Here is a 25992-nt window from a genome sequence, read left to right on the forward strand (position 1 = left end):
TTGTTACACTCGATAGATCGACACCGCGTGATGCTTCTTCGTCGATTTGCTGGCGATAGCACCAACAGCGTCACTGTCGAAAACCGAGACGGTGCCTCTCGGCGCGTCTGCGGGCCCTTCCATGGACATCATGCCGGCACGCTCGCGCGCACCGGCTCAATAATCATTTGTCAATTACTGCTGCCGATAGGGGCCCCAGGCCGGGTCACTCACGTCGCCATCGGCCAGCGCCAGGCGCTGGCGGACCATGCCATCGGCCGAAACGGCATACAACACGCTGCGCGGCCCCTCGGTGGCGCCATACAGCAGCATGCTTGCGTTGGGTGCCCAACTCGGCGAGAAATCCAGCGAACCGGGAGAAAGGAAGCGCACTTGACCACCCAGGCTGCGATCCATGACAGCAATACGATACACGTTCCCGTTGCCTTGCACCATGGCGATCTGCTTGCCGTCATAGCTGACCGCGGGGTCGGCATTGTTCTGTCCCTGGAAGGTCACGCGCTCGGCATTTCCACCGCCGGCGGACACCTGGTAGATCTGCGGCCGACCCGAGCGATCGGAGGTGAAATAGATGCTCTGGCCATCCGGCGCCCAGACCGGCTCGGTGTCGATCGCCAGGTTGTTGGTCAGGCGGGTTTCATGCCGGCTGGCCACGTCCAGCGAGAACAATTCCAGGTTGCCCACGTACGAAAGCGCCACCGCCAGCTTGCTGCCGTCGGGCGACCATGCCGGCGCGCCGTTGATGCCCCGCGGATGCGCCGCCACCAGCTGGCGCGAGCCGGTGGTGATGTCCTGCACGTAGATCGAGGAATTGCCGCTTTCAAAGGAAACGTAGGCGATCTTCTTGCCATCGGGTGACCATGCCGGCGACAGCAGCGACTCCTTGGAGCGCGCCACGACCTGCGGGTTGTAGCCGTCCGAATCGGCCACGATCAGCGAATAGGTGGTGTTGTTGCCCAGGCCCACCGCGGTGACGTAGGCGATGCGGGTCCAGAAGGCGCCGCGCACGCCGGTGATCTTCTGGTAGATCTGGTCGGCGATCTGGTGCGCCACACCGCGCAGGTCACCGGTGGGCGCCGTGAACGCCTGCGCCAGCAGACTCTGCTGCTTGTTGACGTCCCACAGCTCGTATTCGATCCGCACCGTGCCGTTGCCAGCATCGCTGATGCGGCCCACGGTGATGTAGTCCTGCTTCATCAGCCGCCAGGTGGGGAACTTGATGTCCGCCCCGCGCGAGGGGAATTCCACGATGTCGCTCTTGGCCAGCGATCGGAATTTGCCCGAGCGGTTGAAGTCGTTGCGGATCACGTCGGCCACGTCGGTGGGCAGCGGGGCGCCGCCGGCCTGGGCAAAAGGCACCACCACGATCGGCGTGGCGGTCTTGACGCCGCCGACGATATCGACGTTGAGCGACTGCGCCGCCGCCGGACCGGCCAACAGCGCCGCGGCGGCCAGCAAGGCGAGGGCGAGACGTGAACTGAATTTGCGCATGGTGTTGATCATTGCGGCCTGAAGGTGAAAGTTAGGTTGCGACGGAACACGCTCTCAAAACCCGCGTACGGCAGGGTCTTGGTTCGCAGCACCGCATTTTCGACCGAACGGCGGCCAGCCTCGTCATACGGGCAGCTCGGATCGACCGTGGCGCTCATCACGTCTCCCCCGGGCAACTGCACGATATGCACCTGGCATGGAACAGCGGGCATGTTATCCGGCCTTAACCAATTGGGTGTGACCGCATTCTGAATGGCCGCTGCGTACGCATCGCTCAGATCGCTGTGGTCGGCGTTGTTGCCCGTTTGCCGCTGGGCCGCTGCCGGCAGATCGGACTGGCCGTCGTCCTTGGCGTTCTTCAGATCCTCCAGTTGCTGACGGGCCTGCTTCGCCTTGTTGTCCAGCTGTTTGGTGCGGTTGGCGGCCGCATCCATCTTGGCGAACATCTCGTCGATCTGCTTCTGCTTCTCTTCCTTCTGTTTGGCCATCTTGGCGTCCAGCTCGGCCTGGCGCTGGCGCTGCTTTTCTTCCTGCAGCTTCTTCGCGTCTTCGGCCTTGCGCGCCGCGTCGGCCACGATCCGCTCCTGGTCCTTCACGTCGGGATGCTCGGGCGGCGGCGGCAGGGTTTTCATCTGTGGCGCCTCCACCTGCGGTTTCGGCGGCGGCGTGGCGGGCGGCGGCGGCACCGTATTGGGCACGGGTTTGGTCTTGACCGCCTTCGGCGGCGGGCTGCCGGTGGGACCGATCAGGGTGGCCTCGATGACCGGCCCCTGCAGTTGCAGCGGCTTGGAACAGGCAATCGGGTTCATCCAGGCCGGCAGGCCCAGGGCATTGAAGAAATTCTCGTAGCTGGCGCACGGCAATACCGCGAGGAACAGAAACCCCACGATGCCGATATGCAGGATGGCGGAAAGTACGACCGCCTTCGGCGTCGCCTTACTTTCGTCCATCGGCGCTGCTCTTGCCCTGGCCTTCCGTACCGGCGGGCTGCCCCATCAGGCCCACTTTGGCCACGCCGGCCTGCTGCAGGTCGGTAAGCACCTTGAACACGCCGCCATAATTGCCGCGCGTGTCGCCGGCCACCAGCACGCTGACCTGGGGGTTTTCGCGCACGAACGCGCCGACCTTCAGCTTGAGGCCGTCTTCGTCGATCGGCTCCTGCTTGGCGCCGCTCATGGTGAGATACAGCGAGCCATCCTGGCCGACGGAGACCACGATCGGGTCCTTCTTGTCCTGCATCGACTTGGCGTCGGACTGCGGCAGTTGCACGTCGACGTTGGAATTGAGCATCGGCGTGGTGACCATGAAGATGATCAGCAGCACCAGCATCACGTCGATGTAGGGCACCACGTTGATTTCGGATTTGAGCTTGCGCTTGGGGCGCCGCGGATTTCGCATGGCTGCTGCTCCCGCTCAGGCCGCGTCGTCGGTCTGGATCTGCCGCTGCAGCACGGAGGAGAACTCCTCCTGGAACACGTCATAGCGCGAGGCGATGCGTTCGACCTTGTTGGCGTAGCGGTTGTACGCCCACTGCGCGGGAATGGCGGCGAACAGGCCCATGGCGGTGGCGATCAGCGCTTCGGAAATATGCGGGGCGACCACCGCGATGGTTACGTCCTTCATTTCGCCCAGGCCCTGGAACGCGCCCATGATGCCCCAGACCGTGCCGAACAGGCCCACGTACGGGCTGATCGAGCCCACGTTGGCGAGGAATTCCAGGTTGCGCTCCAGCAGGCCGATCTCGCGCGTGGTGGTGACCTGCATGGCGCGCTCGGCGCCTTCGATCACGCTGCGCGTGTCGTGCGTCTTGCGCTGGCGCTGGCGGGCGAATTCGCGGAAGCCGGATTCGAAGATGTTCTCGATGCCGCCATCGCCACCGCGATTGCTCACCTCGCGAAACAGCTGCGCAAGATCGCCGCCGGACCAGAAACGCTCCTCGAAACGCTCGGCGTTTTCCATCGCCGTCTTGGTCTGCGAGTACTTGCGAATGATGATGACCCACGACAGGAACGAGAACGCCAGCAGGACCAGCAGCACCAGTTGCACCGGCAGGCTCGATTGCGAGACCAGCGTGAAAATATTCAGTCCACCGTTCATTGCTTGAAGGTTCTCCGCCAGTTCGGCTGGGTTGTGGAAACGAGAGTTGTGGTGGTCAAACGCCGGCGGGCGCCATCAGATCAGCCGCGCCACCTCCGCGGGAATCGGCGCCGGTCGCATCTGGTGTATGTCCACGCAAGCCACGCGCACGCTGGCGCGGATCAGGCAGGTGCCGTCCGCGCGCGTGATCGTCTGGTCGAACAGGATACTGGCTGAACGGCGCTCCATGACGGCGACCGTTGCCTGCAGTTCATCATCCAGCAGGGCCGGCTTGAGGAAATCGATCTGCATGCCGCGCACCATGAAGGCCAGCCCGGTGGCCTGCTTCAACGCGAACTGGTCCACGCCCAGCGCGCGCAGCCACTCGCTGCGGGCGCGCTCCATGAAGCGCAGGTAGCTGGCGTGATAGACCACGCCGCCCGCATCGGTGTCTTCCCAGTAGACGCGGACGGGCCAGGTGAAGGGGACATTTCGGGTTGCAGCGGGGGGCATGGCAGGACCGACGGGAGGACAAGAGCGAGTGAAGAGGAGTGAGAAGTGAGCGAAAGCCAAGGCGCGATTCTCTCACTTCTCACTCCTCTGCCCTCACTCCTGGGGTTCGAACAGATCCGGTGCCAACGCCTGCCGCGGCGGTGGCACCAGGCCCAGGTGCCGCCAGCCCCTGGCGCTGGCCATGCGGCCTCGGGCGGTGCGGACCAGGTAGCCCTGCTGGATCAGGTAGGGTTCGACCACGTCTTCCAGCGTGCCGCGATCCTCGCTCAGCGCGGCGGCCAGCGATTCCACGCCGACCGGGCCGCCGTCGAAATTTTCGATGATCACGCCCAGCAGGCGGCGGTCCAGTTCGTCGAAGCCTTCCGGGTCGATCTTCAGCATGTCCAGCGCCGCGCTGGCCGCAGCCAGGGTGATCTCGCCGTCGGCCCGCACTTCGGCGTAGTCGCGCACGCGGCGCAGCAGGCGGTTGGCGATGCGCGGCGTGCCACGCGAGCGGCGGGCGATTTCCTGCGCCCCCTCCGGCGCACAGGCGATGCCCAGGATCTTCGCGGCGCGGCGCACGATCGCGGTGAGTTCGTCGGCGGTATAGAACTCCAGCCGCTGCACGATGCCGAAGCGGTCGCGCAACGGCGCGGTGAGCATGCCGGCGCGGGTGGTGGCGCCGATCAGGGTGAACGGCGGCAGGTCCAGCTTGATCGAGCGCGCGGCCGGGCCTTCGCCGATCATGATGTCGATCTGGAAATCCTCCATCGCCGGGTACAGCACCTCCTCCACCAGCGGCGACAGGCGATGGATCTCGTCGACGAACAGCACGTCGTTCGGCTCCAGGTTGGTCAGCAGCGCGGCCAGGTCGCCGGCGCGCTCCAGCACCGGGCCGGAGGTGGAGCGCAGGTTGACGCCCAGCTCGTTGGCGATGACGTGGCTTAGCGTGGTCTTGCCCAGGCCCGGCGGCCCGAAGATCAGCACGTGATCCAGCGCGCCGCTGCGCTTCTTCGCCGCCTCGATATAAATCGACAACTGCTCGCGCACCGCCTGCTGACCCAGGTACTCGTCGAGCCGCCTGGGCCGGATCGTGGCTTCCAGCGCCTCGTCGTCGAGCTGGGCGGCGGCGGTGATGATGCGGGCTTCGGTCATGCCGGCATTATGGCAGGCCGCGCAACGCATGTAGGAGCGCACCCTGTGCGCGATGCTTTCGCGTTGTGTGACGAAGAGCATCGCGCACAGGGTGCGCTCCTACGATTTCAGATTTCGACCTGCGCCCCCAGCTCGATCAGCCGGTTGCCGGGGATCTGGAAGAAGGCGGTGGCGGGCAGCGCGTTGCGCGAGAGGATCACGAACAGCTTGTCGCGCCACAGCGCCATGCCGGGGCGCCGGACGTCGGCGACCACGTTTTCGCGGGACAGGAAGAAGGTGGTGTCCATCATGTCGAAGCTCAGCCCCTCGCGGCCGCACTGGCTCAGCGCCAGCGGCACGTTGGGGTCTTCGGCAAAGCCGAAGCGCAGCTCCAGGCCGTGGAAATCGCTGCCCATGGCGGTGATCTGCACGCGCTCGGACACTTCCGCCACCGGCGTTTCCAGGATCTCCACCGTCAGCAGCACGTTGCGCTCGTGCAGCACCTTGTTGTGCTTGAGGTTGTGCAGCAGCGCGTGCGGCACCGCGTTCTGGTTGGCGGTGAGGAACACCGCGGTGCCGGGCACGCGCAAGGGCGGATGCTCGGCAATGTTCTCGATGAAGGGCGCCAACGCCAGGCCCGACTGCTTGATCTCGCGCACCACCAGCTCGCGGCCGCGCCGCCAGGTGGTCATCATGGTGAAGATGCCCACGCCCAGCACCAGCGGGAACCAGCCGCCGTGCGCCACCTTCAGCAGGTTGGCGCCGAAGAAGGACAGGTCGATGATCAGGAACAGCACGCCCACCAGCACCAGCGTGGGCCAGTTCCAGTGCCAGCGCTTGCGCGCCACCACCAGGGCCAGCAGCGTGGTCATGGTCATGGTGCCGGTCACCGCGATGCCGTAGGCGGCGCCCAGGTTGTCCGAACTCTGGAAAAACAGCACCGCCAGGATCACCAGCACCATCAGCATGCGGTTCACCCACGGCACGAAGATCTGCCCGGACAGCTCGCGCGAGGTATGCACCACCGCCATGCGCGGCGAGTAGCCCAGCGACATCGCCTCGCGCGTCATCGAGAACGCGCCGGAAATCACCGCCTGCGAGGCGATCACGGCGGCGGCGGTGGCCAGCACGATCATCGGGTAAAGCAGCGCCTCGGGCACCATCCGGTAGAACGGACTTTCGATCGCCAGCGGATCGTTAAGCAGCAGCGCACCCTGCCCGAAATAATTCAGCACCAGCGCCGGCAGCACGAAGCCGAACCATGCCACGCGTATGGGCTTCTTGCCGAAATGGCCCATGTCCGCGTACAGCGCCTCGGCACCGGTCAGCGCCAGTACCACGCCGCCCAGCGCGATGAACGAGGTGTCGCCATGACGGATGAAAAAGCGCACCGCGTGCCACGGATTGAGTGCATACAGCACTTCGGGGTTGGCCAGGATCTGCCGTACCCCGAGCAGCGCCAGCACCAGGAACCACAACGTCATCACCGGCGCGAACGCCTTGCCCACCTTGTGCGTGCCGTGGCGCTGCACGGCGAACATGCCGAGCAGGATCACCAGCGCGATCCACACCACGTATTTGTCCAGCCCGGGCGCAGCGACCTGCAGGCCTTCCACCGCGCCCAGCACCGAGATGGCCGGCGTGATCACGCCGTCGCCATAAAACAGGGACGCACCGAAAATGCCGAACGCGGCCAGCGTCCAGCGCGCCCGCGCCGAGCCGCTCATCGAGCGCTGCGCCAGCGCCATCAACGCCATGATGCCGCCCTCGCCCTTGTTGTCCGCGCGCATCACGAAGGTCACGTACTTCAGCGACACCACGATGATCAGCGACCAGAACACCAGCGACAGCACGCCCAGCACCGCCGCCGGCGTGGGTGTCATGCCGTGGGTGCCGAGGGTTTCCTTCATGGTGTAGAGCGGGCTGGTGCCGATGTCGCCGAACACCACGCCGATGGCGCCCAGCGCCAGCGCGGTCAACCGGCGCCTGGTCTCGGGCGACACCTCGCCGTGGGCGCTTTCCGGATGCACGCTCAGGCCCCCAGCGCGGCGCGCAGCGCCTTGCGGATGATGGCCTCGGCGCTGTCGCCCTCGGCGGCGACCTTCTGCACCAGCCGGGTCACTTCGACCGGTTTGTAGCCCAGTTGCTGCAACGCCACGGTGGCTTCGCCGGCGGCATCCAATGGCGCGGCGGCACCGGATAACGCAGTGCCCGGCAGGCTGGACAGGCCATCCACGCGGTCGCGCAATTCCACCACGATACGCTCGGCCGTCTTCTTGCCGATGCCCGGAATCTTGGTCAACGCCACCACGTCGCCGGCCTGCACCAGCCGCGCGAAGTGGTCGGTGGAAACACCAGACAGCACGGCAAGCGCGATCTTCGCGCCGATGCCGCTGACCTTGAGCAGGTTGCGGAACAGCGTGCGCTCGCTCTCGCGCAGGAAACCGTACAGCGCGGCGCTGTCTTCCTTCACCGCGTAATGGGTCAGCAGGATCACTTCCTTGCCGATGCCGGGCAGGTCGTAGATGGTGGACATCGGTGCATCCACCTCGTAGCCCAGCCCGCCCACCTCGATCAGCAGCGAGGGCGGTTGTTTCGACAGCAGGGTGCCGCGCAGACGGCCGATCATCAGCGCCGCCTCCATGCGCCACGCGGAATGCCGACCCGCGCCAGGCTGGCGCGGGTATGCGCGTGGGTGACGGCGATCGCCAGCGCATCGGCGGCGTCGGCCTGCAACGGGCCCTTCAGGCCCAGCAGCATGCCGACCATGTGCTGCACCTGCGCCTTGTCGCCGCGACCACTGCCGACCACGGCCTGTTTCACTTCGGTTGCCGCATATTCGTGCACCGCGATCCCCTGGCTGACCACCGCGCAGATCGCGGCACCGCGCGCCTGTCCCAGCTTCAACGCCGAATCGGGATTGCGCGCCATGAACACGCGCTCGATACCGCACTCGGCCGGTCGATGGGCGGCGATGATGTCACACAGTTCGTCAAAGATGCGTTTCAGCCGCAGCGAAAACGTGGCCTCGCCGGCCACCGCCAACGCGCCATGGAAGACATGCGTCAACCGGCCCGCACCATCCACGTCGATGATCCCCACGCCGGTGCGCTGGCTGCCGGGGTCGATGCCCAGGATGCGTACCGCATGGGATTCGGGATTCGGGATTCGGGATTCGGGAAAAGCCACGGCTCGCACCATCTCACCTCGCGAACACTGGAGCGAGCCGCGGGGCCCGCCTGACCATGCTTTGGCGAATCCCCAATCCCGAATCCCCAATCCCAACGCCCTTCACGGCAGCACGGCGTTGTGCGACACGTCGCTCACGTCATCGAGCGCGTCGAGTTTTTCGAGCAGGTCGATCAGGGTTTCCTGCGCATCCTCGGGCACTGCCACGCGGTTGTTGGGGCGCATCACCACGCCGGCGTGGACGGCATCCAGGCCGGCGGCGATCAGTGCCTGCTGCACCGCCTCGAAGCTTTCCGGCGAGCACAGCACGGCGCTTTCGCCGTTCTCGTTGATGACGTCGTCGGCGCCGGCTTCCAGCGCCGCTTCCAGCACTTTCTCCTCGGCCGCCTCGTCGCCGCCGGTCTCGAACACCAGCTCGCCGCAGCGGCTGAACTGGAACGCCACCGAGCCCGAAGTGCCCAGGTTGCCGCCGTGCTTGGTCAGCGCGTGGCGCACGTCGGCCACGGTGCGCACGGGGTTGTCGGTGAAGCAGTCGATGATCAGCGCGATGCCGGCCGGGCCGTAGCCCTCGTAGCGCAGCTCCTGCATGTCGGCGCCGCCGTCGGCACCCGAGCCGCGCTTGATCGCGCGCTCGATGGTGTCCTTGGTCATGTTGGCCGCCAGCGCCTTGTCCACCGCCGCGCGCAGGCGCGGGTTGCCGGCCGGATCGGCCACGCCGGCACGGGTGGCGACGGTGATCTCGCGGATCAGCTTGGTGAACACCTTGGCGCGCTTGGCGTCCTCGGCGTTCTTGCGACCTTCGATGGAAGGGCCTCTACCCATGGCGTTGCCTGCACTGGACTCATTGGACAAGCGGCCAATTTTACCTGATTTCCGCGCCGCTGCCGGCACTTGCGCGCTCAGGCCACGGCATGCTCAGCCGGCGGGGAAATGGCCCTCGCGCAGGAAATGGCCGGCACGCTGCGCCACGTCGGCGGAAAACAGCAGGCCGGTATGGTTGGCCTCGACCACGCAATGCCCGGTGAGGCCGGGCAGGCGCGTTTCCTCCACCGCCACGGTGCCGTCGTGCTCGCCATCCAGGTGACCCAGCACGGCACCCAAGCCCAGCGGCGTGCAGCCGGCGATCACGCCGACCTGACGCGGACCAGTCCAGCAGTCGAAGCCCTGCTCAAGCAGCTCGCGGTTGTGCCCCAGCAGCACTTCGCCGCCGCGCCCCCAGGCGGAGAAGCTGCGCGCCGCGGCACTGCCCTTCAACGGCGAACCCAGGCACACCACGCGCCCTTGCGGCAGCTCGGCGCCCAGGCAGGCGCGCAGGGCCAGCAGGCCGCCGAGGCTGTGGCCAACCAGGTGCACCGGCTCGCCATCGGCGCCCAGCGCATGCATGCGTTGCCGCAACGGCTCCAGGATCTGCTGCTCGGTGGCCGCCACGCTGAGATAGTCGAAGCGATCGACCTGGAACCCCGCCTCGCCGAGGCGCCGGTGCAGCATGGCCAGCGCGAAGCCGCGCATCCACAGGCCGTGCAGCAGGATCACGTGGTCGGACATTCGGGGCTGGGAACGGGTATCGGGAATGGAGAGTCGAAGAAGCGGACACGGCGAACCATGCCCGCTATCTACACCTCATTCCCTGACGGCCACGTGCAGCTCCTTGAGCTGCGCGGCGTCCACGGGCGAGGGCGCGTCGGTCATCAGGTCCTGGGCGCTGGTGGTCTTGGGGAAGGCGATCACGTCGCGGATCGACTCGGTGCCGGCCATCAGCGCGGCGATGCGGTCGATGCCGCAGGCCAGCCCGCCGTGCGGCGGCGCGCCGAACTTCAGCGCCTTCAGCAGGAAGCCGAACTTGGCCTCGGCTTCCGCGCCGATGCCCAGCAGCTCGAACACGGCGCTCTGCATCTCCGGGCGATGGATACGGATCGAACCGCCGCCGATCTCGTTGCCGTTGAGCACCATGTCGTAGCCGCGGCTCACCGCCGTGGCCGCGTTCGCCCGCAAGTCGTCGATGTCATCCACCTTGGGCGCGGTGAACGGATGGTGCAGGGCCACGAAACGCTGCGCCTCGTCGTCGTACTCGAACATCGGGAAATCGGTGACCCACAGCGGCTTCCAGCCCTCCTCGACCAGGCCGCGATCCTTGCCCACCTTGAGCCGCAGCGCGCCCATGAAGTCGGTGACGGTCTTCCACGCGCCGGCGCCGAAGAACACGATGTCGCCGGTCTGCGCGCCGGTGGTTTTCAGCACGCCATCCAGCGCCGCGTCGTCGAGGAACTTCGCCACCGGCGAGCTGATGCCCTCGCGCCCCTTGCCCAGGTCGTCGACCTTCAGCCAGGCCAGGCCCTTGGCGCCGTAGCGCGCGGCGTATTCGGTCAGGCCGTCGATGTCCTTGCGCGACAGCGTGCTACCGCCGGGCACGCGCAGCGCGGCCACGCGGCCGCCCGCATCGTTGGCCGGGCCGGCGAACACCTTGAACTCCACGTGCTTCACCGCCTCGGCCACGTCCACCAGCTCCAGCGCGATGCGCAGGTCGGGCTTGTCCGAGCCGAAGCGGCGCATCGCATCCATCCAGGTCATGCGCGGGAAGCTGGCATCCAGCTCCACGCCCTGCACTTCGCGGAACACGTGGCGGATCAATTCCTCCACGAAATCCTGCACGTCCTTTTCCTCGACGAAGGCGAACTCCAGGTCGAGCTGGGTGAATTCGGGCTGGCGGTCGGCGCGCAGATCCTCGTCGCGGAAGCAGCGGGCGATCTGGTAGTAGCGGTCGAAGCCGGCCACCATCAGGATCTGCTTGAACAGCTGCGGCGACTGCGGCAGCGCGTAGAACTGGCCCGGATGCACGCGGCTGGGCACCAGGTAGTCGCGCGCGCCCTCGGGCGTGGCCTTGGTCAGGATCGGCGTCTCGATGTCCTGGAAACCGCGCTCGTCCAGGTAGCGGCGCAGCGCCTGCACCAGCTTGATCCGCTTGCGCATCATCGCCTGCATTTCCGGGCGGCGCAGGTCGAGGTAGCGGTAGGTCATCCGCATGTCCTCGTTCGGGTTCTCGTGCAGCGCGAACGGCAGGTCTTTGGCGGCGTTGAGGATCTCGACGGTGTCCGCCAGCAGCTCGATGGTGCCGGTTTTCAGCTTGTCGTTGACCGACAGCCGCGGGCGGATGCTGCCGGTGACGCGCAGGCAGTACTCGTTGCCGATCTCGCCGGCGACCTCAAATGCAGCCGCGTTCTCGCGCTCGATCACCACCTGCGCCAACCCTTCATGGTCGCGCAGGTCGACGAAGGCCACGTGGGCCTGCAGACGGATCTTGTTGACCCAGCCGCACAGGGTGACGGTCTGACCGATCAGCGACTCGTCGATGAGGCCGCAAAGATGCGTACGCATGCGCTTGAAACTCCGGGCCGCGTCGGCGGCAAAAGCGAGGGGAAAAGACCGCGAATGTTACCACTGCCGCCGCTGGCTGCAGCGGCGGCGAATCAGGCCTTGCCGCTGGCCGACGGCGCCGGGGCCGCCGACGGAGCGGGCGCAGGCGACGGGGCGGGAGCCGGGCTTGCGGCCGGCTTCGCGGCGGCGGCGTGGTCGCCGGCGAGGTTGCGCTTCTTGTCGCCTTCCTTCTTGAAGTCCGTCTCGTACCAGCCGCTGCCCGCCAGCCGGAAAGAAGGCGCGCTGACCATCCGGTGCAACCGCGGCTCGCCGCAGGCGGGGCAAACGGTGGGGTCGGCGTCGGACAACTTCTGCAGATGGTCGAACCGATGACCGCAATGACTGCATTCGAACTCGTAGATGGGCATGGGGAACTCCGTAATCGATCGATCGCGATGGCGATGAAAACTTCTCATTATCGACCCGCACGACCGGATTTCAACGTACCACCGGGCCCATGGGCGCAGCCGCCACGCCGGCGTAGTCTCCACGCCCTGGCGTGCGGAAGCGCGGCCAGGTCCGGGGCCGCGACATCATTTGGACGTCTATACGTCTATTGACGCACGCGGCGAGTGAGCCTACCCTGCGGCACGTTGCACCGCAGCAATCCCCTCCCCACGGAAAATCCCCCATGAGCAAGCACTCCGATTCGAGCCGAACCGCCTGGCTGCCCGCACTGGCGCTGCTGGCGTTGTCCACCGGCGCCGCCGCGCAGGACACCTCTGCGCCCTCGCCGAGCAGGGCCCAGCGCCTGGATGCGGTGATCGTCACCGGCACCCGCGCCGACAACCGCACCGAAAGCAGTTCGCTGACCCCGATCGACGTGGTCTCCGCCAAGGTGCTGCAGCAGACCGGCACCACCGAGCTGTCCACCGCGCTGGCGCGGATCATCCCCTCGCTCAACTTCCCCCGCCCGGCCGGCGGCGACACCGCCGACCAGCAGCGTCCGCTGCAGCTGCGCGGCCTTTCGCCCGACCAGGTGCTGGTGCTGGTGGATGGCAAGCGCTGGCATCCTGGCGCCCTGCTGCTGACGAACGGCGTGGTCGGCCGCGGCTCGCAGGCGGTCGACCTCAACACCATCCCGATGGCGGCGATCGACCACATCGAGGTGCTGCGTGACGGCGCCTCCGCCCAGTACGGTTCGGACGCGATCGCGGGCGTGGTCAACATCATCCTGAAGAAGGGCGCCGAGGGCGGCTCGATCGAGGCGCTGGGCGGCCAGTACTACGCCGGCGACGGCCGGCAGTGGCAGGGCTCGGCCAACGTGGGCCTGCCGCTGAACAACGACAAGGGCTGGGTCCGCTTCACCCTGCAGGACGGCAGCCAGAACTACTCCGACCGCTCCGCCCCCGAGCAGGTGGCGCCGTTCGAGATCGGCCAGCGCTACGGCGACCCGGCGGTGAAGAACAAGAACCTGTTCCTCAACGCCCAGTACGACATCACGCCCGCCGTGCAGCTGTACGCGCTGGGCCACTACAGCGTCCGCGACACCACCTCGCCGGCCTTCTTCCGCGACACCGCCAGCGGCAACGCCGTCCTTTCGCTTTATCCGAACGGCTACACCCCGCTGGAGCAGGGCAAGTCGATCGACCGCTCGCTGGTGGTCGGCCTGCGCGGCACCACCAGCGGCGGCTGGCGCTGGGACATCAGCGGCAACGCCGGCGGCAACCGCGTGTCCTACCGCACCATCCACAGCGTCAACCGCGCGCTGCTGAACGACTTCGGCTCGACCCAGTCCAGCTTCCACGACGGCATCCTGCATGCCGACCAGCAGTCGTTCGACATCGACATCGCCAAGGATCTCCCGGTGGGCTGGCTGCCCAACCCGGTGACGCTCGCCTTCGGCACCGAATACCTGCGCCAGAGCTACCGCATCGATGCGGGCGAACCGGCCTCGTACTACGTGGGCACCTCCGGCGTGTCCGGCGGCGCGCAGGGCTTTGGGGGCTACCAACCTTCGGACGCCGGCTCCTACGCCCGCCACGACGTGGCCGAGTATCTGAGCCTGGAAACCAACCTCACCGATCGGCTGGGCACGTCGCTGGCGGTGCGCCATGAGGATTACAGCGACTTCGGCACCACCACCACCGGCTCGCTGGCGGCCCGCTTCGACTTCACCGACAGCTTCGCCCTGCGCGGCAGCGCCTCGACCGGTTTCCGCGCGCCGGCGCTGGCCCAGCAGTACTACGCGTACACCTCCTCCAACTACCAGGGCCCCGGCAACAACCTCGGATTGACCCCGGGCATCTACAACACGGCGCTGGTGTCGTCGATCAGCCCGCTGGGCCGCCTGCTGGGCGGCGAGGCGCTGAAGCCGGAGAAGTCGCGCAACTTCACCGTGGGCGCGGTGTGGAACCCGACCGATGCGCTCAGCCTCAGCCTCGACGCCTACCAGATCGAGGTCGACAACCGGATCACGCTGTCGAGCTACCTCGGCACCACCTCGCCCGTCGTGCAGGATTACCTGGCGGCCAACGGCATCACCGACAGCAACTACAGCAGTGTCGCCTACTTCACCAACGCCGTGGACACGCGCACCCGCGGCATCGACTTCGTCGGCGGCTACCACGTCGACTTCGGCAACGCCGGCAGCCTGCAGACCTCGCTCAGCTACAACTACAACTACAACAAGGTCACCGGCATCAAGCCCAACCCCGCGGCGCTCGACGCACTGGGCGTCAGCCTCAAACGTGTGGACCGGCGCGACATCTACGGCCTGCTGGCCGACACCGCCCCGCGCAGCAAGCTGGTGCTCAACGGCCTGTACAGCGTGGGCAACTGGGACATCAACGCCACCATCACCCGCTACGGCAGCTTCACCTCGTTCAGTTCCTCCAGCGCCACCTACGACCAGGTCTACAGCGCAAACTGGGTGACCGACCTGTCGGCCAGCTACAACCTCGACCACTGGACCTTCACGCTGGGCGCGGACAACCTGTTCGACAAGTACCCGAACAAGGTCAACGCCATCAACGGCTACGGCGCCAACAAGGGCACCATGCCGTACTCGGTCTACTCGCCGTACGGCTTCAACGGCGGCTATGCCTACGGCAAGGTCGCCTACCACTGGTAAGTCGCCACCCTCCGCGGCAAGAAAAAAACCCCGGCATGTCCGGGGTTTTTTCTTTGCGGGATCACGCGCTTCAGGGCTGGCCGCTGCCGCGAAACACCAGCTGACCTCCCTCGGCGGCGACGCGGATGGTGTCGCCGCTCTGGAACTGGCCCTGCAGGATCTGCCGGGCCAGCGGGTTTTCCAGCTGCTGCTGGATCGCCCGCTTCAGCGGCCGCGCGCCGTAGACCGGGTCGAAGCCGACATTGCCGAGCAGGGTCAGCGCGTCGTCCTCCACCTCCAGCTTCAGCTGCCGCTCGGCCAGGCGCTTCTCCAGGTACTCCAGCTGGATCTTCGCGATGGCGCGGATCTGCGCCTTGTCCAGCGGGCGGAACACCACGATCTCGTCCAGCCGGTTGATGAACTCGGGACGGAAGTGCGCCTGCACCACGCCCATCACCGAGGCCTTCATCTGCGTGTACTGCTCCTCCGCGTCGCCGCCGCTTTCGGCCGCGTCCTGGATCATCTGCGAGCCCAGGTTGGAGGTCATCACGATCACCGTGTTGCGGAAGTCCACGGTGCGGCCCTGGCCATCGGTGAGGCGGCCGTCGTCCAGCACCTGCAGCAGGATGTTGAACACGTCCGGGTGCGCCTTCTCCACCTCGTCCAGCAGGATCACGCTGTACGGCCGGCGGCGCACCGCCTCGGTGAGGTAGCCGCCCTCCTCGTAGCCGACGTAGCCGGGAGGCGCGCCGACCAGGCGCGAGACCGAGTGCTTCTCCATGAACTCGCTCATGTCGATGCGCACCATCGCGTCGGTGGTGTCGAACATGAATTCGGCCAGCGCCTTGCACAACTCGGTCTTGCCCACGCCGGTGGGGCCCAGGAACAGGAACGAGCCGTTCGGCCGGTTGGGGTCGGACAGGCCCGCGCGCGAGCGACGGATGGCATCGGCCACCGCGTGCACTGCCTCGTCCTGGCCGACCACGCGCTTGTGCAGCTCGTCTTCCATCTTCAGCAGCTTGTCGCGCTCACCCTCCAGCATCTTGCTGACCGGGATGCCGGTCCAGCGGCTGACCACCTCGGCGATTTCGTCGGCAGTGACCCTGGTCTGCACCAGTTTGAAATCCTGCGTCTCGGCGGCCTGCGCCGCGGCGAGCTGCTTTTCCAGTTCGGGCAGCTTGCCGTACTGGATCTCGCTCATGCGCGCGTAATCCTGCGCGCGCCGAGCGGCTTCCAGTTCCTGGTTGGCCTGCTCGATCTGCTCCTTGACCTTGGTCGTGCCCTGCAGCGCGGCCTTCTCGGATTTCCACACCTCGTTCAAGTCGGAGAACTCGCGCTCCAGCTTGTCGATGTCGGTTTCCAGGTCGGCCAGGCGCTGTTTCGACTCGGCGTCCTTTTCCTTCTTCAGCATCTCGCGCTGGATCTTCAGCTGGATCAGGCGACGCTCCAGCCGGTCGAGCTCCTCCGGCTTGGAGTCGATCTCCATGCGGATGCGCGAGGCGGCCTCGTCCATCAGGTCGATCGCCTTGTCCGGCAGCTGGCGGTCGGCGATGTAGCGGTTGGACAGGGTGGCCGCGGCGACGATCGCCGGGTCGGTGATCTCCACGCCGTGATGCACCGCGTAGCGCTCCTTCAGGCCGCGCAGGATGGCGATGGTGTCCTCGACGCTGGGCTCGCCCACGAACACCTTCTGGAAACGCCGCTCCAGCGCGGCATCCTTCTCGATGTACTGGCGGTATTCGTCCAGCGTGGTGGCGCCGATGCAGTGCAGCTCGCCGCGCGCCAGCGCCGGCTTGAGCATGTTGCCGGCGTCCATGGCGCCCTCGCCCTTGCCGGCGCCGACCATCGTGTGCAGCTCGTCGATGAACAGGATCACCCGGCCTTCCTGCTTGGCCAGGTCGCTCAGCACGGCTTTCAGCCGCTCCTCGAATTCGCCGCGGAATTTCGCGCCGGCGATCAGCGCGCCCATGTCCAGCGCCAGCACGCGGCGACCGCGCAGGCCCTCGGGCACCTCGTCCTTGACGATGCGCTGGGCCAGGCCCTCGACGATCGCGGTCTTGCCCACGCCGGGCTCGCCGATCAGCACCGGGTTGTTCTTGGTGCGCCGCTGCAGCACCTGGATGGTGCGGCGGATCTCCTCGTCGCGGCCGATCACCGGGTCGAGCTTGTTGCGCTCGGCGCGCTCGGTGAGGTCGATGCAGTATTTCTCCAGCGCCTGGCGCTGCTCCTCGGCGTTCTCGCTCTGCACCTTCTCGCCGCCGCGCAGCTTCTCGATGGCGGCCTCGAGATTCGCCTTGTTCGCGCCGGCCGCCTTGAGCGCCGAGCCCAGCTCGCCCTTGTCCTCCAGCGCCGCCAGCACGAACAGCTCGCTGGCGATGAACTGGTCTCCGCGCTGCTGCGCCAGCTTGTCGGTGAGGTTGAGCAGGCGGTTGAGGTCGTTGCCGAGGTTGATGTTGCCCTCCTGCCCGCTGACCCGCGGCAGGCGCTCGAGCATCTCGTTCACGCGCTGGGTGAGCATCGGCACGTTGACCTGGGCCTGGGTCAGCAGCGGCGCGGTCGAGCCGCCCTGCTGGCCCAGCAGCGCGGCCATCACGTGCACCGGTTCGAGCATGTTGTTGTCGCGGCCCACGGCCAGCGACTGGGCGTCGGCCAGCGCCTGCTGGAAACGCGACGTGAGTTTGTCCATTCGCATCGTGATGTCCACCATCGAAGTTGGCGCGAGGCGCGCCGCTGACATGCGACATGCGGACGGAGCCCGGCGATTCAAGCGCGACGCAGCGCACGATTCGTCGCAGTGGCGCCCGGTTCGCAAGATTCCTTTCACGCCGGGTTTGCTAGAGTCATGCGGATGTCGACTGCGACCCCCAATCCGGCGATCGCGCCACCTGCCACGCTTCCGCCACCGCCCCTGCCTGCCGCCGATGCGTCCTGGGCGTTGTTCCTGGACGTGGACGGCACCTTGCTCGACTTCGTCGACGACCCGCTGGCGGTGCACGCCGACGCGTCCTTGCGCGAGCTGCTGCACGCGCTGCACCAGGCGCTCGACGGGGCGATGGCACTGGTCAGCGGGCGCGCCGTGGCCGACCTGGACCGCATCTTCGGCGCCTCGCACTGGGCGGCCGCCGGCCTGCACGGGCTGCAGCTGCGCCGCGCCGATGGCAGCGTCCGCGAGATCGCCACCCCGCCCGCGCGGCAGGCGCAGCTCTGCCGTGCCGCGCAGGCGCTGGCGGCCGGTTTCGAAGGCGTGACCTGGGAGGACAAGCACAACGGCATCGCCCTGCATTGCCGCCGCGCACCGGCGCAGTTCGCGCCGCTGCAGGCGGCGGCGATCGACCTGCTGCCCCAGTTGCCCGGCTACGAACTGCAGCCGGGCAACCTGGTGCTGGAGTTCAAGCCCGCCGGCATGGACAAGGGCAAGGCGCTGCTGGAGCTGCTGGACAGCGATCCCTTCCGCGGCCGCCGGCCGATCTACCTGGGCGACGACCTCACCGACGAGCACGCCTTCGCCAGCATCAACCAATGCCACGGCCTCAGCGTGCGCGTGGGTGACCGCGAGCCCACCCGTGCCCGTTTCACATTGCCTGGCCCCGCCGCCACGCAAGCTTGGCTGGATCGCGTCCTGGACGCACTGATGCAAGGAACCCCCACCCATGCCCGAATCCCCGGAGGTCACGACGCCCGCCAGCCTTGAGCTGGGCGTCATCGGCAACGGCAGCGTTGCCGCCCTCATCGACAGCCATGCGCGCATCGTATGGTGCTGCCTGCCCCGCTTCGACGACGACGCCAGCTTCTGCGCGCTGCTCTCGCCCACCACCGAAGGCGGCGACTGGGCGATCGAGCTGGAGGATTTCGACCACGCCGAGCAGTACTACCTGCAGAACACGGCCGTGCTGGTCACCCGCCTTTTCAGCCGCCACGGCGACGCCGTGGAAATCATCGATTTCGCGCCCCGGCATCGCTCCAACGGCCGCGTCTACCATCCGGTGATGCTGGCGCGCAGGGTCAGCCCGATCAGCGGTTCGCCACGCATCCGCGTGCGCTTGCGCCCGCTGTGCGATTACGGCGCCTACGCCGCGCCCACCACCTCGGGCAGCAACCACATCCGCTACCTGCTGAGCAGCGTGGTGCAGCGGCTGACCAGCGACGTGGCCACGGTGTTGATCGAGCGCGGGCTGCCGTTCGGGCTGGACCGTCCGGCCCACTTCATCTTCGGCCCCGACGAGACCCTCACCGAAAGCCCGACGGTGTTCTTCCACCTGATGCTGGAACGCACGCTGGAATACTGGCGCGAGTGGGTGCGCTACCTGTCGGTGCCGTACGAATGGCAGGACGCGGTGATCCGCGCCGCCATCACGCTGAAGCTGTGCCAGTACGAGGCCACCGGCGCCATCGTGGCCGCGCTGACGACGTCCATCCCCGAATCGGCCGGCACCGCGCGCAACTGGGATTACCGCTACTGCTGGCTGCGCGACGCCGCGTTCACCGTGCGCGCGCTGAACCGGCTGGGCGCCACCCGCACGATGGAGGAATACATCCGCTACGTGTTCAACCTGATCGCCGCGCAACCGGCCCCGGAAACCGGCGACGCGGAGATCGGCCCGGTGTTCGGCATCACCTTCGAGCGCGAGCTGACCGAGCGCCAGGTGCCCAGCCTGGCCGGCTACCGCGGCATGGGCCCGGTGCGCGTGGGCAACGATGCCTGGCGGCAGCGGCAGAACGATGTCTACGGCTCGGTGGTGCTGGCCTCGGCGCAGCTGTTCTTCGATCGCCGGCTGGAACACCGCGGCGACAAGCTCACCTTCCAGCGGCTGGAGCGCATGGGCGCGCTGGCGCTGCGCACCGCCGAGCAGCCGGATGCGGGGCTGTGGGAATTCCGCGGCCGCGCCGCGGTGCACACCTACTCGGCCGCGATGTGCTGGGCCGCCTGCGACCGGCTGGCGCACATCGCCACCGAGCTGGGGCTGGACGATCGCGCACGCTACTGGCACGAGGAGGCGGTGCAATTGCACGCGCGCATCGAGGCACGCGCCTGGAACGCGGCGCTGGGCCATTTCGTCGATGCCTACGACGGCAAGCACCTGGACGCCAGCCTGCTGCTGCTGGCCGACATCGGTTTCGTCGAGCCGATGGACCCGCGCTTCATCGCCACCGTGGACGCCATCGGCGCGGCGCTGGGCCGCGGCGAATACCTGTTCCGCTACATCGCCCCCGACGATTTCGGCGCACCGGAAACCAGCTTCAACATCTGCACGTTCTGGTACATCGAGGCGCTGGCCGCCACCGGCCGCAAGGACCGCGCGCGGGCGATGTTCGAGCACATGCTGAAGAAGCGCACTGCGCTGGGGCTGTTGTCCGAAGACCTGGCGCCCGACAGCGGCGAGCACTGGGGCAACTATCCGCAGACGTACTCGCTGGTGGGGCTGATCCAGGCCGCCATGCGCCTGTCGCGCCGCTGGGAGGACGCCCTGTGATGGCCGATCGCAACCCTCAGGGCCGCCTGGTGGTGGTCTCCAACCGCGTGGCCCTGCCGCGCCAGACCGCCACCGGCGGCCTGGCATCGGCACTGCAGGCCGCGCTGCACGAACTCGGTGGCCTGTGGTTCGGCTGGAGCGGCAAGCTGGCTGCCGAAAGCGGTGCCCAGCTGCACCGGGTACGCGACGGCAAGGTGGACTACGCCACCATCGACCTCTCGCGCGCCGACCACGACGACTTCTACACCGGCTTCGCCAACGGCACGCTGTGGCCGATGCTGCATTACCGGCCCGATATCGTCGATTACCAGCGCAGCCATCTGGAAGGCTATTTGCGGGTCAACGAACTGTTCGCCGAACGCCTCGCCAAACTGATCACGCCCGACGACGTGCTGTGGGTGCACGATTACCACCTGATCCCGCTGGCGGCGATGCTGCGCAAGCGCGGCGTCAAGAACCGCATCGGCTTTTTCCTGCACACGCCCTTGCCCGCGGCTGGGCTGCTGATTGCCCTGCCCAATCATCGCGAGCTGCTGGAAACCCTGGCCAGCTACGACCTCATCGGCGTGCATACCACCCGCGACCTGCGCGCGCTGGAGGATTATTTCCTGCACGAGGCGGGCGCCTCCATGCGGCTGGGCGGGCGCATGCGCTCGGCCAGCGGGCGCACCTTCCGCGCCGCGGCCTTCCCCATCAGCATCGACACCGCGGGCATCGTTGAGATCGCCCGCCACGCCGAATCGCACAAGGAGATCGGCCAGCTGCGCAACAGCCTGGAGGGCCGGGCGCTGATCATCGGCGTGGACCGGCTGGACTATTCCAAGGGCCTGCCGCAGCGCTTCGACGCCTTTGCCCGGCTGCTGGAACGCGAGCCGCAACTGCACCGCCAGGTCACCTTCATGCAGATCGCGCCGCCCTCGCGCGGCAGCGTGCTGGAATACCGCCAGATCCGCCGCGAGCTGGAGCGCAGCGCCGGCCACATCAACGGCAAGTACGCCACGCCGGACTGGGCGCCGCTGCGCTACATCAACAAGTCGTTCCCGCACCGCCTGCTGACCGGCTACTACCGCAGCGCCCGCGTCGGCTTGGTGACGCCGCTGCGCGACGGCATGAACCTGGTGGCCAAGGAATACGTGGCCTCGCAGAACCCCGACGACCCGGGCGTGCTGATCCTCTCGCGCTTCGCCGGCGCCGCGCAGGAACTCACCACCGCGCTGCTGGTGAACCCGGCCGACACCGAGGAGGTGGCCGATGCGCTGCAGCGTGCGCTCAACATGCCGCTGCGGGAACGGCGCGAACGCTGGCGGGCGATGATGAAGGTGCTGGAGCACAACGACATCACGTTCTGGCGCCGCTCCTTCCTCAGCGCACTGACCGAGAAGGCCCCCGTGGCGCAACGGCGGATCGCCCAGACGCTGGGTTGAACGACGCCCGGCGCGTCAGCCGCGCCGGGACGGCGCCAGCCAGATCAGGCTGGCGAAACGGCCGCTTCCCGCCGCGTCGCGGCGGTACGAATAAAAGCGGGGGTCGGCAAAGGTGTCGAAGCCGCCACCGCTGACCTTCCGCACGCCGGCCGCCTGCAGACGCCGGCGCGCCAGCGCCGCCAGGTCGCAAAGCCAGTGGCCGGGGCGCGTCGGTTCGAAACACGCCGAAGCGGCGGCCTCGTGCGCCACGAACGCCGCGCGCACCTCGTCGCCCACCTCGTACGACGCCGCGCCGATGCACGGCCCCAGCCAGGCCAGCACGTCGCCGCGCGGCGAGGCCATCTGCTCCAGCGTGGCCTCCAGCACGCCGCCGGCCAGGCCGCGCCAGCCCGCGTGCGCGGCGGCGATCTCGCGCCCGTCCGCGGCGCAGAACAGCACCGGCAGGCAATCGGCGGTGAGGATGGCCAGCACCGTACCGGGCACCCGCGCTACCGCCGCATCGGCCACCGGCTCCCCTGCACCGGGCAACGGCCCCAGCTCAGCCACCTCGGTACCGTGCACCTGGCGCAACCAGCGCGGCGCCGAGGGCAATGCCAATGCCTGTTGCAAGGCGCTACGGTTGGTCGCCACCGCCTCGGCCACGTCACCATTGCGCAGGCCCAGGTTGAAACGCTCGAACGGCGCGGCGGACACGCCCGGCCCCTGCCGCGTGGTCACCGCCGCATGCACCTGCGGCGGTGCGGGCCAATCGGGGAAAATCCAGGCTTCGCTCATGGCGGCATGGTACCGGAGCCGGCAAACACCATTGAAACCGCTGTGCCGCTCACGCCTCAGCTGCGGCATGTCCAGCCTTCCGCTGCCGCACCCAGGCAACGAGACAAGCCAGCGCGAAGATCGCCAGCAGAAAGGTCAACGGGCGAAACGGAACGCTGTAGCGCGACAACGGCAAGGCCGCCAGATGCACCAGCAGGAAATAGGCATGGACCCAGGCCACCACCCGCACCCCCGTAACGGCGGCCCGTGGCAACCACCGGCACGCCGCCGGCACAAAGGCAAGCACGTTGCCGGCAAGCGCCAGCAGCACCAGCAGTGGATGTAGCCCGACCATCACCGACATCAGGACGATCAGGCCGCCACTGGAAAGCCAGGGCGAACGATGCAGCGGATACTCGAACAGGTTTCGCCAACCGCTCTGTTCGCTCCAGGCAAACAACGCCATCGGCTTGCCGACGAGATACCAGCGCAGCATCTGCAGCGGATGGGCACGAAACTTTCCGGCCAGGTCAGCCAGCGCGGCGTGCACGCTCGATTCCGCCCGCGCGGCCGCGGGATCGCCGCGATAGGGGTAGCCGAAGGTCGCCGGATCGCCGTCGCGCATCATGTCCGGATAGCTGCCCTGATGGATCGTCACCGCCATCGCATGCGACTGTTTCTGGTGCGCAACCTGGGTATTTCGCAGCCACCACGGCCCCATCACGGTGACGAAACCGAGCACGAACACCAGCGCGATCATCCACTGGCGCCGCCAGGCGGGCACCACGAGCACCAGCGCCGACACCGCCCAGGCCAACTGGTCCAGCGTGGGTCGCAGCAGGCAGGCCATGCCCAGGCAAAGGCCCGCAACCAGCACCAACGTGACCCGCCATCCCGGCGACGACGCCATCAGGCCGCAGGCCGCCGCCATCACGAAAGTCATCAGGGCGAGGGAGAACGGCGTTTCCGTAAGCAGGTAGGGCACGTAGACCACCAGGTGCGGACTGAGCGCGGCAAGCAGCGCCACCGGGATCGCCCACCGGCACCCCAGCAACCGCGCCGCCAGCAGACCGGCGAACCACACCACCAGCGCGCCCAGCCAGGCCTGCGCAACCACCACGCGATGGATGAAACCGCCCAGGTCGCCGAGATCGAAAAAGCCCGCCAGGAACAACGGATAACCCGGTGGGCGTTTGGCATCCGGCACCGCCCGTCCCTTGAACTGGCCGACCAGCACGTGGGGATCGGACGAATACACGCCATCCAACGTGAGGTTGGCCGCATAGCTCACGTAGTCGCGGGCGTCGTTGCGAATGGGGATGTCGACGTCCGTGCCCACCGCCGTCCACCAGCGCAACGCCAGGCCCAGCAGGACGATGACGAACAGCGTGGGCAGGAACCAGCGCGGTCGCGTGGCGACTGGATCGATGTCGGTCGTCAAGGCCGCCTGCTCCGGTACCTGCCGCGTGCGCCAGAGGCGCTGTGCCAATGGGGAAATCCGGGTTCGGTCATTCTGTCTGGAATCGGGAATCGGAGAGGGTGGCGCGCCTGGGTTTCTCACCGGTTTCAGTAGTAGTCCGAGCCGTGTTCGGCCAGGTCCGCCCGCAACGCCTCGATCAGCGACTGCTGGTCGGCGGGACGGTCGGCATGGAAGGACACGGCTTCGCCGGTGGCCGGATGCACGAACGAGAGTTTTTCGGCATGCAGCGCCTGGCGCCGAAAACCGCGCAGCGTGGCGGCCAGCTCCGCCGACGCGCCCTTGGGCAGCTTCAGTCCGCCGCCGTAGAGCGGGTCGCCCACCAGCGGATGCTGGATATGCGCCAGGTGCACGCGGATCTGGTGGGTGCGGCCCGTTTCCAGCTGGCACTGCACCAGGCTGTGGGCGCGGAAGCGTTCGCGCAGCCGGTAATGGGTGACCGCGCGCTTGCCGTCCTCCTCGTCGCGCACCGCCTGGCGCAGGCGGTCGCCCATGCTGCGCCCGATCGGCTCATCCACCGTGCCGCCGGCCACCATCGTGCCCAGCACCACCGCCTCGTACTGGCGCTCGACCTCGTGGCGCGACAACAGATCGACCAGCGCGGTGTACGTGGGCAGCGTGCGCGCCACCACCATCAGGCCGGAGGTGTCCTTGTCCAGCCGGTGCACGATGCCGGCGCGGGGCAGTTCGGCCAGCCTGGGATCGTGGAACAGAAGCGCGTTGAGCAAGGTGCCGGCGGGGTTGCCCGCGCCCGGATGCACCACCAGGCCGGCCGGCTTGTTCAGCACCAGCAGGTGCTCGTCCTGGTGCACGATGTCCAGCGCGATGTCCTCGGGCGCGCTGGTGACCTCGTTCTCCAGTTCCGCCTGCAGCACCACCTGCTCGCCGCCACGCAGCAACTGGCGCGGCGGCACGGTGGCGCCGTCGAGCGTCACCGCGCCGGACTTGATCCAGCCGCTGAGCCGCGAGCGCGAATAATCGGGGAACATCTCGGCCAGGGCCTGGTCGAACCTGCGTCCTGCGGCGGTCAATGGCACCGCCGCTTCCTGCCTGATGGTGGTCACGCCGGGCTCCGCGGGGTCGGGCCGGTTTCCGCTATCATGCCTTTTCGATCAAACATCTGAATTCCTTCCCATGCGCGTAATGAAGCTGCCGAAGTTCAACCTGCCAGTACTGAAGGCGCTCGCGGTGATCGCCGTGGTCGTGTCGCTGAGCGCGTGCTCCATGTTCCGCAACAAGCACAACTCGCTCGACACGATGCCGGTGGACGCGCTGTACAACAAGGCGCACGAGTCGCTGGAAAAGGCCGACTACGCCGCCGCCGGCAAGGCTTACGAGCGCCTGATCGCACGTTTCCCCTCGGGCGTGTACAACGAGCAGGCGCAGCTCGAACTGGCCTATGCGCAGTACAAGGCCAACCGCCCCGACGACGGGATCTCGACGGTAAACCGCTTCATCAAGACGTATCCGACCAACAAGCACGTCGATTATGCCTATTACCTGCGCGGCCTGATCAATTTCGATCGCACCGGCGGCGCGATCGAGCGCCTGCTCAAGCGCAGCGACCAGCAATCGCGGCGCGACCAGGCCTACAACCTGCAGGCGTTCGACGATTTCTCCGAACTGGCGCGCCGTTTCCCCGACAGCGCCTATACCGCCGACGCGCGCCAGCGGATGATCTACCTGCGCAACGTGCTGGCCCAGTACGAGATCAACGTGGCCGAGTTCTACCTGCGCAACAAGGCGTACGTGGCATCGGCCGATCGCGCCCAGTACGTGATCGAGCACTACCAGCAGGCACCGCAGACCGGCGATGCGCTGGCCATCCTCGCGCGCAGCTATCTGTCGATGGACCAGAAGGAACAGGGCGAGCAGGTGCGCAAGGTGCTGGCGCTGAACTACCCCGACCATCCGTACCTGGACGACCCCAAGTGGCCGCATCCGCCGTCCACGCTGCGCAAGATGGTGCCGTTTTCGGGGCATCATTGAGCGGGGGGTTTGGGTGAAGAAAAAAACCGGCGT

General features: G+C 67.4%; 22 protein-coding genes. 5 read left to right on the forward strand and 17 right to left on the reverse strand.

What is annotated here, in order from left to right:
- Positions 1-174 precede the first annotated feature (174 nt).
- From tolB to ABD017_RS09495, 13 genes are all read right to left on the reverse strand, one after another.
- The gene (tolB, locus tag ABD017_RS09435) at positions 175-1491 is read right to left on the reverse strand and encodes a Tol-Pal system beta propeller repeat protein TolB (RefSeq protein ID WP_343882501.1); all 1317 of its coding nucleotides are present in this window, start codon (positions 1489-1491) and stop codon (positions 175-177) included.
- 8 nt (positions 1492-1499) lie between these two features.
- Positions 1500-2441: a cell envelope integrity protein TolA gene (gene tolA, locus ABD017_RS09440; RefSeq protein WP_343882502.1), complete on the reverse strand. Its 942-nt coding sequence runs from the start codon at positions 2439-2441 to the stop codon at positions 1500-1502.
- Entirely contained in the window at positions 2428-2889 is a 462-nt protein-coding gene (gene tolR / locus ABD017_RS09445; RefSeq protein ID WP_343882503.1) for a protein TolR, read from the reverse strand. The genes tolA and tolR overlap by 14 nt, the downstream gene beginning before the upstream one ends.
- Positions 2890-2904: 15 nt before the next feature.
- Positions 2905-3588, reverse strand: a complete 684-nt coding sequence (tolQ, locus tag ABD017_RS09450; protein WP_343882504.1) for a protein TolQ — start codon at positions 3586-3588, stop codon at positions 2905-2907.
- 75 nt (positions 3589-3663) lie between these two features.
- Entirely contained in the window at positions 3664-4080 is a 417-nt protein-coding gene (ybgC, locus tag ABD017_RS09455; RefSeq protein WP_343882505.1) for a tol-pal system-associated acyl-CoA thioesterase, read from the reverse strand.
- A gap of 93 nt (positions 4081-4173) precedes the next feature.
- The gene (gene ruvB / locus ABD017_RS09460) at positions 4174-5214 is read right to left on the reverse strand and encodes a Holliday junction branch migration DNA helicase RuvB (RefSeq protein ID WP_343882506.1); all 1041 of its coding nucleotides are present in this window, start codon (positions 5212-5214) and stop codon (positions 4174-4176) included.
- 107 nt (positions 5215-5321) lie between these two features.
- Entirely contained in the window at positions 5322-7223 is a 1902-nt protein-coding gene (locus tag ABD017_RS09465; protein ID WP_343882507.1) for a potassium transporter Kup, read from the reverse strand.
- A 2-nt stretch (positions 7224-7225) separates the two neighbouring features.
- Complete coding sequence (ruvA, locus tag ABD017_RS09470) at positions 7226-7822, reverse strand: Holliday junction branch migration protein RuvA (RefSeq protein WP_343882508.1); 597 nt, start codon at positions 7820-7822, stop codon at positions 7226-7228.
- Positions 7822-8394, reverse strand: coding sequence for a crossover junction endodeoxyribonuclease RuvC (ruvC, locus tag ABD017_RS09475; protein ID WP_343882509.1), 573 nt, complete (start codon positions 8392-8394; stop codon positions 7822-7824). Before ruvC ends, ruvA begins: the two co-directional genes overlap by 1 nt.
- Positions 8395-8484: 90 nt before the next feature.
- Positions 8485-9204, reverse strand: coding sequence for a YebC/PmpR family DNA-binding transcriptional regulator (locus ABD017_RS09480; protein ID WP_343882510.1), 720 nt, complete (start codon positions 9202-9204; stop codon positions 8485-8487).
- A gap of 93 nt (positions 9205-9297) precedes the next feature.
- Positions 9298-9927 carry an alpha/beta fold hydrolase gene (locus ABD017_RS09485; RefSeq protein WP_343882511.1) on the reverse strand — a complete coding sequence of 210 codons (630 nt, stop codon included), beginning with the start codon at positions 9925-9927 and terminating at the stop codon, positions 9298-9300.
- Positions 9928-10002: 75 nt separating this feature from the next.
- Positions 10003-11754 (reverse strand): aspartate--tRNA ligase, encoded by a 1752-nt coding sequence (aspS, locus tag ABD017_RS09490; protein ID WP_343882513.1) that lies wholly within the window; start codon positions 11752-11754, stop codon positions 10003-10005.
- Positions 11755-11846: 92 nt separating this feature from the next.
- Positions 11847-12161: an FmdB family zinc ribbon protein gene (locus tag ABD017_RS09495; protein WP_343882514.1), complete on the reverse strand. Its 315-nt coding sequence runs from the start codon at positions 12159-12161 to the stop codon at positions 11847-11849.
- A gap of 263 nt (positions 12162-12424) precedes the next feature.
- On the opposite strand from ABD017_RS09495, the gene ABD017_RS09500 reads away from it, so the two are divergent.
- The gene (locus tag ABD017_RS09500) at positions 12425-14866 is read left to right on the forward strand and encodes a TonB-dependent receptor plug domain-containing protein (RefSeq protein ID WP_343882515.1); all 2442 of its coding nucleotides are present in this window, start codon (positions 12425-12427) and stop codon (positions 14864-14866) included.
- Positions 14867-14936: 70 nt separating this feature from the next.
- Here the strand turns inward: ABD017_RS09500 and clpB are convergent, their stop codons facing one another.
- Complete coding sequence (gene clpB / locus ABD017_RS09505; protein ID WP_343882516.1) at positions 14937-17537, reverse strand: ATP-dependent chaperone ClpB; 2601 nt, start codon at positions 17535-17537, stop codon at positions 14937-14939.
- 156 nt (positions 17538-17693) lie between these two features.
- On the opposite strand from clpB, the gene otsB reads away from it, so the two are divergent.
- From otsB to otsA, 3 genes are read left to right on the forward strand one after another with little or no spacing between them, the layout of a single operon-like run.
- Positions 17694-18536 (forward strand): trehalose-phosphatase, encoded by an 843-nt coding sequence (gene otsB / locus ABD017_RS09510; protein ID WP_343882517.1) that lies wholly within the window; start codon positions 17694-17696, stop codon positions 18534-18536.
- Positions 18496-20316 carry a glycoside hydrolase family 15 protein gene (locus ABD017_RS09515; RefSeq protein ID WP_343882518.1) on the forward strand — a complete coding sequence of 607 codons (1821 nt, stop codon included), beginning with the start codon at positions 18496-18498 and terminating at the stop codon, positions 20314-20316. The genes otsB and ABD017_RS09515 overlap by 41 nt, the downstream gene beginning before the upstream one ends.
- Entirely contained in the window at positions 20316-21740 is a 1425-nt protein-coding gene (otsA, locus tag ABD017_RS09520) for an alpha,alpha-trehalose-phosphate synthase (UDP-forming) (protein ID WP_343882519.1), read from the forward strand. The genes ABD017_RS09515 and otsA overlap by 1 nt, the downstream gene beginning before the upstream one ends.
- A 15-nt stretch (positions 21741-21755) precedes the next feature.
- On the opposite strand, the gene pgeF is transcribed toward otsA, so the two are convergent.
- The 3 genes from pgeF to rluD all read right to left on the reverse strand — a co-directional run bounded on the left by pgeF (position 21756) and on the right by rluD (position 25034).
- A complete protein-coding gene (pgeF, locus tag ABD017_RS09525; protein ID WP_343882520.1) occupies positions 21756-22514 on the reverse strand; it encodes a peptidoglycan editing factor PgeF in 759 nt (252 codons plus the stop codon).
- A 49-nt stretch (positions 22515-22563) separates the two neighbouring features.
- On the reverse strand, positions 22564-23982 hold the full coding sequence (locus tag ABD017_RS09530) for a hypothetical protein (RefSeq protein WP_343882521.1): 1419 nt from the start codon (positions 23980-23982) through the stop codon (positions 22564-22566).
- A 77-nt stretch (positions 23983-24059) separates the two neighbouring features.
- On the reverse strand, positions 24060-25034 hold the full coding sequence (gene rluD, locus ABD017_RS09535) for a 23S rRNA pseudouridine(1911/1915/1917) synthase RluD (protein WP_343882522.1): 975 nt from the start codon (positions 25032-25034) through the stop codon (positions 24060-24062).
- Between the two features lie 70 nt (positions 25035-25104).
- Between rluD and ABD017_RS09540 the strand changes: the two genes are divergently transcribed.
- Entirely contained in the window at positions 25105-25959 is an 855-nt protein-coding gene (locus tag ABD017_RS09540; protein ID WP_343882523.1) for an outer membrane protein assembly factor BamD, read from the forward strand.
- Positions 25960-25992: the final 33 nt, after the last annotated feature.

The sequence above is a fragment of the Rhodanobacter caeni genome (assembly GCF_039523575.1).
GTDB lineage: Bacteria > Pseudomonadota > Gammaproteobacteria > Xanthomonadales > Rhodanobacteraceae > Rhodanobacter > Rhodanobacter caeni.